The following is a 13997-nucleotide window of genomic DNA, read 5'->3' as shown; positions in this document are numbered from 1 at the left end:
CAGAACAGCCAGAGAATTTTCTTTCTGGCTGTTCTTTTATGGATATGGAGGATAAACAATGCGTAAATCAAAAACAGTTTTCTGGCTTTTTCTGGCCCCATGTTTGATTACTTTTTGTATCGCAGTTATCATCCCGACTATTACAGGAATTTATTATTCGTTTACTGCCTGGGATGGACTTCATGCAAATTGTGAATTTGTTTTTCTGGATAATTATTTAAAAGTATTTCAGGATTCTTATTTTTTAAATGCAGCAGTATTTACATTTAAATTTGTGATTGTTTCAGTAATCGCAATTAATGCAGTTGCTTTTGCAGCTGCCTTGCTGGTTACTCAAAATATCAAGGGACGCAACCTGTTCAGAAGTATTTACTTTATGCCGAATCTGGTGGGTGGAGTTCTGGTTGGTTTTGCATGGCAGTTTATTTTATGTGATGTGTTCGACAGTATGGGAGAAATGATGGGAATAGACTGGCTTTGTGACTGGCTTTCCACGCCGGCTACAGGCTTCTGGGGAATGGTGATCGTTGTCGTATGGCAGATGAGTGGTTACATGATGCTGATCTATATTGCACAGATTCAAAATATCCCGGAGAATCTTCTGGAATCAGCGAAAATCGATGGAGCTACTTCGTTTCAGTGCTTTTTGAGAATAAAACTTCCACTGATGATGCCGGCATTTACCATTGGCTTATTCCTGACGTTAACAAACTGCTTTAAGTTATATGACCAGAATCTTACACTGACTGGAGGCGGACCCGCAAAATCTACGGAAATGCTTACGATGGATATCTGTAATACTGCATTTTCAAGAAATATGTATGGTCTGGCACAGGCGAAAGGTATTATTTTCCTGATTGTTGTGGCGGCTATCACAGTTGGTCAGCTGATGTTTACAAAATCCAAGGAGGTGGAAATGTAATGCAGAAAAAGAAAACCATATCCCATATCCTGATTATTATATGCTGCACGATTCTTGCATGCATTTTCATATTTCCAATTTTGTTGTTATTTATTAATTCTTTTAAATCATTAAAAGAAATTTATATGAGTGTTCTTCAGCTGCCGAAAACACTGAATCTTGATAATTATATTTCTGCATTTGAGGAACTTGATTATCTTGGTGCGATCAGAAACTCTCTGATTGTTACCTGTACAGTAACTACAGCAAATATTATCTGCTGCTCCATGGCTGCCTGGGTGCTTGTTCGATATAAAACACGTATCAGTACTTTTATTTTTACCATGTTTTCGGTGGCAGTGCTGATACCGTTCCAGTGTGTTATGCTTCCGCTTCTGACAGAAATGGGAATACTCAATATGATCAACATGCCGGGATTAATGCTGGTTAACCTTGGATTTGGTTCTTCCATGTCCATTATTCTGTTTCATGGATTCATAAAAAATGTTCCGGTTGAACTGGAAGAAGCTGCAGCAATCGACGGAGCAAGTCAGCCAAGGATCTTTTTCACCATAGTTCTTCCTCTGATCAAGGGAATTGCTGTTACCGTTGCAATTCTGAACGTGATGTCACTCTGGAATGACTATCTGCTTCCGTCTCTTACCATTAATAAAAGAGGAACGCAGACATTACCTCTGAGAACTTATCTGTTTTTTGGTGCATATACAAAAAAATGGAATCTCGGTGCGGCAGCACTGATTATGGCAATGATTCCAATTGTTATTTTCTATGTGGCATGTCAGAAACATATTATCAAGGGTGTAACCGAAGGTGCTGTGAAAGGATAATGGCGGGAGTAAAAATGTACGAAAAAAATATAGAGACACTTGATCAGGTAACAAAGGAAAAAGCAGCGATACGACATATTTCCAGACATAGAAATCCGGATGGCACGCTGGATGTAGAGGGAAATTTAAAAATCTGGAAAGATGTGACATCCAGATTTGAACGTGTACCGCTGTGGGAAAAAGGTGCTCCCGGATTTGATCCTGAGGACAGCAGACAGGAGCAGCCATTTCTTATTTTTGTGCCAAGTGGGCAGAAAAACAGTGATACCATATTGATTGCGCATGGAGGTGGCTTTTTATGGCGTACCGGATGCGAGGGAATTGACACAGCAAAGTATTTTCATGACAGGGGATTTCATACGGCGATTTTGTCTTATCGTCTGCTTCCTTATAGCAGAATGGACTCCTTTGCAGATATGCGGAGAGCAATCCGGCTCCTGAGAAGCAAAACTGAAGCATGGGAGCTGGGAGAACATCTTTATGTTATGGGGTTCTCTGCAGGAGGTATGCTTGCAGCAAACTGTGCGACACAATTTGATTATGGAAATCCAGATACAGATGATCCCGTTGAACGTGTAAGCAGTCGTCCTGATGCAGCGGTTGTTGGCTATGGGGCAATGTCGGCAGTTTCTTTTCCATGTGAATTTGGAAAAACGATTGAAAATGAGATATGGGGGAGAAACCGCAGAGAACAGTTGTTTCTGGCTCCTGAAAAAAATATTTCCGCAGATACTCCGCCATTTTTTATCTGGCAGACAATGAGTGATGATGGAAGACATGGTATGAATCTTGCAAAAGCTCTTCAGGATGCGTGGGTTCCTTATGAAATTCATATTTTCCAGAATGGAGAACATGGACTTGCTATGGCAGATGGAAATAATGATCTGGATCTGGATATTCCGCATATCCATCATTGGGGAGAACTCTGTACAGAATGGCTGAAAGAAGTAATCTGGGAAAGAAAGATTGAAAAAGGTGAAAATGTATGTGTTGGACAGTAAAAGAAATAAAAAAGAATGTATGGTATTTTGATGAAAGTGGTCTGGACGCAATGTATCTTGTAAAGGGATCTGACAGAGCCGCTGTCATTGATACCGGGACAGGAATCGGAGATTTTAAAAGCATGATAGAATCACTGATCGATGTGCCATACGTAGTGATCATTACACATGGTCATGTAGATCATGCAGGTGGATGCGGACAATTTTCAGAAGCATATATCAGCGAAGCGGATTATCAGGCTGCATTAAATATTACGGTGGAAGACAGGGAAGGGTATCTGAAAAATATGGAAAGTTCCGGTGCTGTTAGTCCGGATGCTGTAAAAATTGCAGAGGAAATGAAAAATAACCAAAAACCGGAATTCCACTTTGTGAAAGATGGGGATATCATTGATCTCGGTGATAAAACATTAAAGATATTTGATATGCCGGGACATACGGCAGGTTCTATTTGTGTACTGGATGAAACGGATAAAGTGTTATTTTCCGGTGATAATGTAAATGACATTGAACTGTTATGTGCGCCGACTGAGGATAGAGGTGCTCTTCTGGAAAAATGGTACGGAATCGGTAAAAAGATTTTTTCTCAGGAAAATGCTTTTGATATCTGTGGAGGAGGACATTGTCTGATCAGTGTAGAAAAAGCAAAAGATACACTGGAATGCGGAAAGCAGATTTTAGATGGAAAAATCAATGCTGAGATTCAGAAAGTTCATTTCTTTCATGGTCCGTTTTATCGCTATAAAGATATTTATTTGTATAACGGTTCTTTTGAAGAACTTCATTCAAAATAACAACTGAACAATAATGAATGAATAAATGCGTAAGGGAGTACCGGCTTCCAGAAATCCGCAGAAAAGCGGAGCAGGAAGCCGGTATTTTACTGAAATTATTAAGTAGTTATATAATATGATGATGGGGTCAAAAGGTATTTTGACCCCTCTGATACACGGATTTCTCCGCACTTTGTGCTCCCGAAAATCTGCGCTTCGCTCCGGTCGGCGCTAAACAAACGTCCACCGGACGTTCAGCGCCCTTAAAACATTCGAAATCCGCCCTATTCGGGCTTCTTTCTCATGTTTTTGCGGGTCCCAAAGTCATGTTTTTTCATGCAAGCATGAAACACATGACCTTTTGACCCTTGTATCATAATATGGGAGAATTGTATTTGAAAAAAGAAAATCTTTTTTGAAAATCATTGACAACCACTGTTACATATGATAATCTAAACACACTCTTTGCACTGCATATTTATCTACAGTACAAACTGAGCAGACCGTGACATCAGTCATGGAGTCGGGTCACATATGTGACAGTGGAATCTTTCATCCACGGGACAGTAGTTGCTAATACTGATTCGTGGGTGTTTTTTTATTCTTTTTCAGCATTCGCGTAAAATTACCCACAAATATAAAGTGCCATAGAGCTATCTTAATTTTGGAGGTAACTGATATGGGAAAAAACAGAAAAAAAGCAAAAGACGATTTTCAGAGCATTGCAAACAGGGTGTCTATGACTACGATCATCGGGAATGTTCTTCTGTCTGTCCTGAAGCTTGTGGCAGGAATCGCAGCACATTCCAGTGCGATGATCAGTGATGCGGTACATTCTGCATCAGACGTGTTCAGCACCATTGTGGTGATCATCGGCATCCGGCTATCATCAAAGGAATCGGACAAAAATCACCCCTACGGTCATGAACGACTGGAATGTGTTGCAGCTATCCTGCTGTCAGTTGTTCTTTTAGTTACAGGATTGGGAATCGGCGCAGATGCACTGAAGAATATTTTCAGCGGACATTATGAGAATCTTCAGGTACCCGGTTTGCTGGCGCTGGTTGCGGCAGTCATTTCCATTGGCGTTAAAGAAGCTATGTACTGGTATACGAGGCACTATGCAAAAATGATCGATTCCAGTGCATTGATGGCGGATGCCTGGCATCATCGTTCCGATGCATTTTCCTCCATCGGGGCACTGATCGGAATTGCGGGAGCAAGACTTGGCTTTCCGGTGATGGATTCCCTGGCCAGTCTGGTGATCTTTATATTTATCGTCAAGGCAGCAGCCGATATATTTAAAGATGCCATGGATAAAATGGTAGACCATTCCTGTGATGAGGAAACCGAACGACAGATTTATAACTGTGTGATGAAAAATAAAAAGGTGCTTGGCATTGACCTGCTTCAGACGCGTATTTTTGGAAATAAGATTTATGTGGATGTGGAAATTCAGGCAGACGCCATGTGTACCCTGCAGGAGGCTCATAATATTGCGGAAGAGGTACATGATGAGATCGAAAAAGATTTTCCAAAGGTAAAGCATATCATGGTACATGTGAACCCGAAGTGAAGATTACGGTCTGCTTCGTTTTCAGTACACACAATGATATCTGCAGTATTTCCTGTGGCAGCCGCTGGTCTTGCACAGTACAATCTTGTGTAATTTACTGCAAAACTGATTTAGAGATTATATTCACCGGCAGATCAGGAATCTGCCGGTGTGTTTTTTAAATTATACTGGTATTCAGCACTATGATATGGTACAATAATTTCAGGGTGTTTTTACAACATTCATAAGTCGCCGCAAGGATAAGGAGAATGACAATGAAAATATATGTAAATGAAAAAGCAGGGCATGATGGAAATGGAACTACTGAAAGACCTTTCCGACGTATCAGTGAAGCAGCCAAAATTGCACAGCCGGGAGATGAAGTGCTGGTTGCTCCGGGGGTCTATCGCGAATATGTAGATCCTGTACATGCCGGAACAGAAGAAGCTCGTATTACCTATCGGAGTATTGAGCCGCTTGGAGCAGTCATCACTGGTGCCGAGCAGGTGAAGAACTGGGAAGTTTATGATGGAAATGTGTGGGTCTGCCGTATCAGTAACAGTATTTTTGGCGGTTATAATCCCTATACAACCTTTGTATATGGGGACTGGTATTTTGCAAAAGCAGACAAGCATACGGGATGTGTTTATTTAAATGACAGAGCTCTGTATGAGACAGCTTCTCTGGAAGAATGTATCAGAGGAGAGATTTACGAATGCAGCTGGGTGCCGGAGGAATCGGTGTATAAATGGTATACCGAGCAGGATAAGGAGAAGGATGAAACAGTACTCTACGCGAATTTTCAGGGGAAAAATCCGAACGAAGAAAATGTGGAGATCAATGTCAGAAGAGAATGTTTCATGCCGTCAGAAACAGGCATCGGTTATATTACCGTCAGTGGATTTAACATTAACAAGGCAGCGACTACCTGGGCTCCGCCTGCCGCATTTCAGGACGGTATGATCGGGCCGCACTGGAGCAAAGGATGGATTATCGAAGACTGTGAGATTTCCAACAGCAAGTGTGCCGGTATATCTCTGGGTAAATATCTGGATCCTGACAACAACCATTATTTTACGTATAAGTATGTGAAGAGTCCGACGCAGATGGAGCGTGATGCTGTATGCCGCGGTCAGTATCATGGATGGCTCAAGGAAAATGTGGGAAGCCATATTATCCGCCGCAACAATATCCATCACTGTGAACAGGGCGGCATTATCGGCCGTATGGGCGGTGTTTTCAGCATTATTGAAGATAATCACATTCACCATATTAATAATATGATGGAGCAGGGCGGTGCGGAAATTGCGGGAATTAAAATGCATGCTGCCATTGACGTCATCATGCGCCGGAATCATATCCATCACTGTACGATGGGAATCTGGTGTGACTGGGAAGCACAGGGAACACGTCTTACTCAGAATCTGCTTCATGACAACCAGCGTCCTCCGTATGCAAAAGTTCTCAAGGGCGGTATGATGTCTCAGGATATTTTTGTAGAAGTAAGTCATGGACCGACACTGATTGACAACAATATTATGTTATCCGATGCCAGTATGAGATTTGCCACACAGGGCGTTGCTATGGTACATAATCTGATCTGTGGTGCGCTTACCTGCGTGGGAGCCGGAACAGACTGGCGTTATACACCGTATCATATGCCGCATCGTACAGAAGTGATGGGATTTATGACCTTCCTTCACGGAGACGACAGATTTTATAACAATATCTTTGTTCAGAAATGGCCTTCTGAAGATATGATTACCATGCATGATTCGGATGATGGATTTGACCGGGAAAACCGGCTGGCCGGTACCTGGATGTTTGATGAATATCCTACCTATGAAGAGTGGATTTCCCAGTTTGATTTCAGCAGACCTGCGGATATGAAGAAACTGGAGCCTGCTCATTTTGGCCATCTTCCGGTATGGACAGAGGGAAATGTATATCTTGGCGGTGCGAAAGCATGCAAAAATGAAAAGAACGGTTTGACGGCTGCGGACGAACGCAGTGATGTCAGAGTGGAACTTGTGGAAAAAGACGGACAGTATTATCTGGATACGAATATCTATGAGTTTATGAATGGTTTTGCAGACAGAATGATCAACACGGATGTTCTGGGAAAGGCATTTGAGCCGGAGCAGCTGTTTGAAAATCCGGATGGAACGCCGATTCAGTTTGATGCGGATTATTTTGGAAATCACCGCGGAGTGAATGTCATTCCGGGACCATTTGCAGGTGAGGCGGATGCGAAAGAAGCGCTTTGATAATGGAAAGACTTCTATGAAGAACTTAAGACATATCATTATTCAGATATGAAGCTGGATTGTGTAAAAAACATATTCGAAAATTTTTCCTGTATCAGAATCATGGAAAAGAAAAAAGCCCGGAGAATATTGCGAAATTTCTCCGGGCTTTCAAACAGGCTCTGAGTAATCAGAAGAATGATATTTTTGAAGTATTCTGCCGCAGATAGGGAATCTGTCAGAGTAGGTTATTTTTCATTTGCGATCTGCGATCACGATTGCTCCGATACCGGCAGCGTTAATGCCTACATGGCAGGCGATACTGCAGGAAAGAGGCGTATAGTATACGGTACTTTCGGGAAAGGCTTCCTGAACCATATTTCGCCAGCGGTCAATATCTTCCTTCTTTTCCAGAGTCCCGGCAGTAGCAATATGAAGCCGCTCATTCGGGATGCTGGAAAAACGGGATGCAATGTCAGATTTCAGAGCTTCGATCATTTTTTTCTCACTTTGTCTGGTTCCTCTTACTTTCGCAAAAAGATCCAGTTTATCTCCCTGTATGGTAAGAACCGGTTTGATATTGAGAACATTTGCAATCGCTGCAGCGGAGGAAGTGATGCGACCGCTTTTTTTGAGATATTTCAGGGAGTTTACGCAAATATAAATGCTTGCATCATATGCTGTTTTCTCCAGATATTCCTTGATTTCTACGGCAGAACAGCCCTGGTCGGCAAGGGTTTTTGCATCATAAACAGATTCCATTAATGTAACAGAAATGCGGTGATTATCAACAACCTGAACTCTGGCATCATAGTCAAGAGCGAGCTGAATGGCATTCTGACAGGAACCGCTTAGTCCGCTGGACATGGGAATATAGACAATATCATCAAATCCATCTTTGAGTACCTGATTCCACAGATCCATAACATCACCAGGGGAGGGCTGAGAGGAAGATAAGTCCTTATCTGCCTTCATGGCTTGATATAATTGTTCATTTGTAATGTCTGCACCTTCCAGATAACATGTTCCTTCAATAATGACAGGCATTGGCAGTACATAAATTCCCGCTTTTCTTCCTTCTTCTACGGTAATTCCACTGTTTGTATCAGTTACAATTGCAGTTTTCATGAGATTCTCCTTGATATTGACAAAATAATTGATAAATTAACATGCTCTACATTCATTTGAAACATGTTCAAGTACAGGAAATACATGACGTTTCTGTATGTATCGCCTATAATATCAAAATAGACATGAAATAACTGTATCATAATATGAAAAAATCAACAAGAGGAAAATATGATACAAAAGCAATTAATTTGTACCAGGAAAAACTGCAGTAAAAAAATGAAAAAAATTCGAAATAGGTATTGACAATATAGAATCAGGTGCTATAATACTTTAAAAATAAATAGTTTAAATAAAAACTAAAAACCAAAAACAACGTTTCATCAGAAGCGTTCTTTTTTGGAGAAAAAGCTGGCACTCGCAAAAAGAGAGTGCTGACAGAAAACGAAAGGCAGGTTATTATTATGACATTAAGACCATTAGGAGACAGAGTTGTTTTACAGTATCAGGAAGCAGACGAGAAGACACAGTCCGGCATTATCCTTCCGGACAGCGCAAAAGAAAAACCGCAGGAAGCAGTTGTCATTGCAGTTGGACCAGGAAAATGTGAAAATGGCAAGAAAACAGAAATGCACGTAAAAGAAGGCGATAAGGTTATTTTCTCCAAATATTCCGGAACAGAGGTTAACCTGGATGATGAGGAATATATCATTGTCTGTCAGAATGACATTATGGCAGTTGTTGAATAAGCAGAATACGCTCTGATACTGAGTTTACGGGAAACAACAGAATACATTTAATATAACAAATTCATGAAAAACAGAGTTCATTTCAACCAATAGAGCTCATTTTAAATAGAAAGAAGGATTTTTATCATGGCAAAGGATATCAGTTTTGATCTTGATGTAAGAAAGAAAATGGAAAAGGGTGTGAATGCACTTGCAGATACCGTAAAGGTAACTCTTGGACCAAAAGGAAGAAATGTAGTTCTGGACAAATCATTCGGAACTCCGCTGATCACCAATGACGGTGTTACGATTGCAAAGGAAATCGAACTGGAAGACCGGTTTGAAAATATGGGAGCACAGCTTGTAAAAGAAGTTGCAACCAAAACCAATGATATTGCCGGAGACGGGACGACTACTGCAACAGTACTTGCACAGGCTCTTGTGGGCGAAGGTATGAAGAATATTGCTGCAGGTGCTAATCCGATCATTGTCAGAAAAGGAATGAAAAAAGCCTGTGATGCAGCAGTGGAAGCTCTGGAGGAAATGAGTCATCCGGTAACCGGAAAGGATCATATTGCAAAAGTAGCAGCCATTTCTGCAGGCAATGAAGAAGTAGGTCAGATGATTGCTGATGCGATGGAGAAAGTCGGAGAGAATGGTGTCATTACTATTGAAGAATCGAAGACCATGAAGACAGAGATCGATGTTGTAGAAGGTATGCAGTTCAATAACGGCTACCTGTCCGGATACATGTGTGATGATAAAGAAAAAATGATCGCCAATATGGAACATCCTTACATTCTTCTGACAGATAAGAAGATTTCCAACATTCAGGAAATTCTTCCGATTCTTGAAAACGTTATGAGAGAAGGAAGAGAACTTTTGATTCTTGCAGAAGATGTGGAAGGAGAGGCACTTACCACTCTGATCGTCAACAGACTGAGAGGAACGCTGAAAGTTGTTGCAGTAAAAGCTCCGGGATATGGAGACAACAGAAAAGAAATGCTGCAGGATATCGCAACTCTGACAGGCGGAAAAGTCATCATGGATGATCTTGGCCTTCAGCTGAAAGATACTGCCATGGATATGCTTGGACAGGCAAAATCCGTGAAGGTGACAAAAGAGAATACGACAATTGTTGACGGTGGAGGAAATAAAGAAGAAATTGAGGAACGTATCGGAAATCTCAGAAGACAGATGGAAGAAACAACCTCTGATTTTGACAGAGATAAACTGATGGATCGTGTGGCAAAACTTGGCGGCGGTGTAGCTGTGATCCGCGTAGGTGCTGCTACAGAAACTGAAATGAAAGAAGGCAAATACCGCATGGAGGATGCTATGAATGCTACAAAAGCAGCTGTATCCGAAGGTATTATCAGCGGCGGCGGTTCCGCGTATATTCATGCGCAGAAAAAAGTAAATGAACTTTCCTCTACGCTTTTGGGTGACGAAAAAACAGGTGCGGAGATTGTTGCCAAAGCTTTGGAAGCACCGCTCTATGCGATTGCAGATAACGCAGGTCTGGAAGGTGCAGTTATCGTGAATAAAGTAAAAGAAAGCGAGCCTGGAATCGGATTTGATGCAGTCCATGAAGAATACGTGGATATGATGAAAGAAGGAATCATCGACCCGGTTAAAGTAACCAAACATGCGCTTACCAACGCTGTCAGTGTTGCCGCAACACTGCTTACGACAGAAGCTGCAGTGGCAGATATTAAGGAAGAAACATCTGCTCCGCAGCCGCAGCCTGATATGTATTAAAATGTCCCTGACGATTGCGATAAAGGTGCAGTGTATAAATATCTTGTGTATAAAAACATATTACGACAGGATATAGCAGCTGTTTCGCTTTGCAGTATTTCCTGGAAATAAGTAAATAAAAGGTGCTTTGAAACAAGAGGATTTGTGGTGAACCTGGAAATGTTTCAAAGCACTTTTTATATTGGATAACCCGCGATAAATAACCATATGTTTCGATGGTCTGCTTTCGCTATAGTATAGGTGTAAAAGCCTCAGCGTAGCCAGCTGCTTTTTTACAACTGCACTCTCGAAAAAATATCCTCGCGAAACAGTAAGGTATTTAGCGTGGGCTATACTAAGTGATGTCTGCTCTGGCAGACATTTCTGTTTAGATGTTTATGGTATTACTTGATATAATTAAAAACCAATATAACGACTCCGAGTACAGTTAATACAATACCGACCGCACGGTTGAGAGTTTCCGGCTTTGCCTTGTTGGCAAAAACAGCTGCAATCCGTGCCCAGATAAATGTGAACAGGATACATAAAATCATAATGACCGGATCTGGTTTTCCGCCGAAAGAAAAATGAGAAAGAGAACCGGTAAGTGCCGTGAAAGTCATAATGAAAACACTGGTTCCTACTGCTGTTTTTAATTCATAGCCAAGGACACTTGTCAGAATCAGAAGCATCATCATTCCGCCGCCTGCACCTACAAAGCCGCAGATAAAACCGACACATGCACCGCAGATCAGAGACCCGGTGATCTTCTTTTTGCGGCTGACTGCGTCCATGTCCTGTTTGGTCGTCATGACTGGTTTTATGATAAATTTAATACCAAGAAGCAGTGTCATGAACGTGCTGAAATTTCCCATAGTACGGGACGGAACGATTTTGGAAACATAGCTGCCGATTACGGTGAAAATCAGAACCATGACCATCATGAGAGAGCCATTTTTGATGTCAAGATTATTATTTTTCTTATACGTATAGGCAGAAACTGCACTTGCCAGAACATCGGATGCAAGTGCGATTCCTACAGCCATATACGGTTCCACGCCAAGAAAAGAGATTAACATGGGACTGATGACAGCGGCAGCACTCATGCCGGCAAATCCGGTTCCGAGACCGGCTCCCATACCGGCAAAAAAAGTAATAAGCAAGATAAGTAAAGTGCTCATATGTCTGGTACCTCCTTATGCAATATTAAGTTTTTTATATTACAGGAAAGTGTTTTGTACTTTCCTATGATATCATAAAGTCATCCGGGCAGAATCCTTTCTCATTTGGATTCATAGATTTCCTGAAGATTCTGAAAAACACGATTCAGATGTAACCGGAAGTGTTCTTTGTCCTCATCTGTTAATCCACGTTCTACAGCCATACAGAATTTTTTCTGCTCGTCACGACCAAAAAGGATAACTGGTTCCGCTTCAGGGGTGGGTGTGAGACGCATGATTTTATGATTGGCGCGATCACTGTATTTCGTCAGGAATCCTTTTTCAATCAGGGATTTTACGGCCATGGAAACATGGGACTTGGCGATTTTGCGAAGCCGGACGATATCCGCAGAGGTGTTGAGCGAAGGATTATTTGCGACAAACATCAGTACATCCACTTCAATGGCGCTCAGTCCGAATTGCTTCATCACTTTTTTACGATGATAATCGTATGCCTGATCAAATTCTGCAATGAAATTCCAAAATGTCATCAGATCCATAAGCAACCTTCTTTCTATTATGAACTCGTTATATGTTTAAAAACAAACAAATTATAGTTCGATTTTGAACACATGTCAAGGGATATTGGGAATGAATTTCCAAACACGCTTTAAGAATGCCTATAATACACTCTGGGAATATCGAGGATTAATGATACACGCTCTGGAATATTGAAAATTAATGATACACACTCTGGGAATGTCGATAATTAATTTGTGCTTTCCCATGCTTCGTGCTATGATAAATTCATATATTGTTTTCATATCAGGAAAGTGATTCGCATTTTCCTGTAATATGAAAAAGTAGTGTATTTTCGTATATGATTTACAGGATAATGAAGCTGAGTATCTGCAAAGGAACTGTACAGGCGGATATAGAAGATGCATTCCAAAAGGAGAGAAAGATGAGCAGAGAATTTGAAAAGAAAGTGGTTGTTGTAACAGGCGGAGCGCATGGCATTGGAAAAGCAATTGCAGAACTGTTTCTGGCAGAAGGTGCCGATGTGGCCGTGATCGATCGAACAGAAGGGGAGCATTATGTTGGAGATATCAGCAAAAAGGAAGTTCTGGAAGCTTTTGCAGACGAAGTTTTAGAGAAATACGGGCATGTAGATATCTTGGTAAATAACGCCATGTCAATGATGAAGGGGCTGGACGACTGTTCCTATGAGGAATTTCAGTATTCCCTGGCAGTGGGAGTGACCGCACCGTTTTATCTGACAAAACTGTTCCATGAACATTTTTCAGCTGGCGCTTCCATCATTAATATTTCTTCTTCCAGAGATCGTATGAGTCAGCCGCAGACGGAAAGCTATACAGCGGCAAAAGGCGGGATTTCGGCGCTGACTCATGCGCTGGCGGTGAGCCTTGCAGGGAAAGCGAGAGTCAATTCTATTTCACCGGGATGGATCGATACAGATTACAGAATTTATGAAGGCGCAGATGCGGTGCAGCAGCCGGCAGGAAGAGTGGGAAATCCGATGGATATTGCCAACATGGTATTGTTTCTTTGTTCAGAAAAAGCCGGATTTATCACGGGTGAAAATATCTGCATCGATGGCGGTATGACAAAACAGATGATTTATCATGGGGATTATGGCTGGAAGCTGGAAAGCGCAGAATAAACAGAAAATAAGTGAGGAACCGGAATGGGAAAAATAAGAATTATAAAGAAAAATGATACAGGCAGTCTGGAATATGAAATTGGAGATATTTTTGAAATCGAAGGAACCTGGTATGGCGGTGTGCATATCTTAGGAAGAACGGGAATACCGGTGTCACTTGATAAAGAAGAGTATGTGGAGCTGATGTCGGAAATGGAAGATAAAGGGTCGGAAATAAACGAGGAAGGCAAAAGAACAGTTGCAGAAAATCAAGAGCAGGAAATAAAAGAAGAGGGTAAAAAAAACGATCCGGA

At 41.5% G+C, this 13997-nt stretch carries 12 protein-coding genes and 1 riboswitch; of the genes, 9 read left to right on the top strand and 3 right to left on the bottom strand.

Going from position 1 to position 13997, the window contains the following annotated elements:
- Window positions 1-58: 58 nt before the first annotated feature.
- From ACTNEW_RS04185 to ACTNEW_RS04160, 6 genes are all read left to right on the top strand, one after another.
- A complete protein-coding gene (locus ACTNEW_RS04185; RefSeq protein WP_441058303.1) occupies window positions 59-922 on the top strand; it encodes a carbohydrate ABC transporter permease in 864 nt (287 codons plus the stop codon).
- Window positions 922-1749, top strand: a complete 828-nt coding sequence (locus ACTNEW_RS04180; RefSeq protein WP_441058301.1) for a carbohydrate ABC transporter permease — start codon at window positions 922-924, stop codon at window positions 1747-1749. Before ACTNEW_RS04185 ends, ACTNEW_RS04180 begins: the two co-directional genes overlap by 1 nt.
- A 14-nt stretch (window positions 1750-1763) precedes the next feature.
- Complete coding sequence (locus ACTNEW_RS04175; protein ID WP_441058299.1) at window positions 1764-2750, top strand: alpha/beta hydrolase; 987 nt, start codon at window positions 1764-1766, stop codon at window positions 2748-2750.
- Window positions 2735-3544, top strand: coding sequence for an MBL fold metallo-hydrolase (locus ACTNEW_RS04170; protein WP_441058297.1), 810 nt, complete (start codon window positions 2735-2737; stop codon window positions 3542-3544). The genes ACTNEW_RS04175 and ACTNEW_RS04170 overlap by 16 nt, the downstream gene beginning before the upstream one ends.
- Before the next feature lie 463 nt (window positions 3545-4007).
- Window positions 4008-4092, top strand: a riboswitch (NiCo riboswitch).
- A gap of 110 nt (window positions 4093-4202) precedes the next feature.
- Window positions 4203-5099 carry a cation diffusion facilitator family transporter gene (locus ACTNEW_RS04165; protein WP_441058295.1) on the top strand — a complete coding sequence of 299 codons (897 nt, stop codon included), beginning with the start codon at window positions 4203-4205 and terminating at the stop codon, window positions 5097-5099.
- 254 nt (window positions 5100-5353) lie between these two features.
- On the top strand, window positions 5354-7345 hold the full coding sequence (locus tag ACTNEW_RS04160) for a right-handed parallel beta-helix repeat-containing protein (RefSeq protein ID WP_441058293.1): 1992 nt from the start codon (window positions 5354-5356) through the stop codon (window positions 7343-7345).
- A 234-nt stretch (window positions 7346-7579) separates the two neighbouring features.
- Here the strand turns inward: ACTNEW_RS04160 and ACTNEW_RS04155 are convergent, their stop codons facing one another.
- Window positions 7580-8452, bottom strand: coding sequence for a DegV family protein (locus ACTNEW_RS04155; RefSeq protein ID WP_441058291.1), 873 nt, complete (start codon window positions 8450-8452; stop codon window positions 7580-7582).
- 404 nt (window positions 8453-8856) lie between these two features.
- Between ACTNEW_RS04155 and groES the strand changes: the two genes are divergently transcribed.
- A complete protein-coding gene (gene groES, locus ACTNEW_RS04150) occupies window positions 8857-9141 on the top strand; it encodes a co-chaperone GroES (protein WP_441058289.1) in 285 nt (94 codons plus the stop codon).
- A gap of 126 nt (window positions 9142-9267) precedes the next feature.
- Window positions 9268-10881: a chaperonin GroEL gene (groL, locus tag ACTNEW_RS04145; protein WP_441058287.1), complete on the top strand. Its 1614-nt coding sequence runs from the start codon at window positions 9268-9270 to the stop codon at window positions 10879-10881.
- A gap of 383 nt (window positions 10882-11264) precedes the next feature.
- Here the strand turns inward: groL and ACTNEW_RS04140 are convergent, their stop codons facing one another.
- Both ACTNEW_RS04140 and ACTNEW_RS04135 read right to left on the bottom strand, forming a co-directional pair.
- On the bottom strand, window positions 11265-12041 hold the full coding sequence (locus ACTNEW_RS04140; RefSeq protein ID WP_441058285.1) for a sulfite exporter TauE/SafE family protein: 777 nt from the start codon (window positions 12039-12041) through the stop codon (window positions 11265-11267).
- Between the two features lie 101 nt (window positions 12042-12142).
- On the bottom strand, window positions 12143-12580 hold the full coding sequence (locus ACTNEW_RS04135; RefSeq protein WP_441058283.1) for a MarR family winged helix-turn-helix transcriptional regulator: 438 nt from the start codon (window positions 12578-12580) through the stop codon (window positions 12143-12145).
- Between the two features lie 404 nt (window positions 12581-12984).
- Here ACTNEW_RS04135 and ACTNEW_RS04130 point away from each other — a divergent pair, with 404 nt between their 5' ends.
- A complete protein-coding gene (locus ACTNEW_RS04130) occupies window positions 12985-13704 on the top strand; it encodes an SDR family NAD(P)-dependent oxidoreductase (protein WP_441058281.1) in 720 nt (239 codons plus the stop codon).
- The last annotated feature ends 293 nt before the right edge of the window (window positions 13705-13997 follow it).

The sequence above is a fragment of the Blautia sp. HCP3S3_G3 genome, assembly GCF_052063365.1.
GTDB lineage: Bacteria > Bacillota > Clostridia > Lachnospirales > Lachnospiraceae > Blautia_A.
This window is presented reverse-complemented; position numbering and strand designations above follow the sequence as displayed.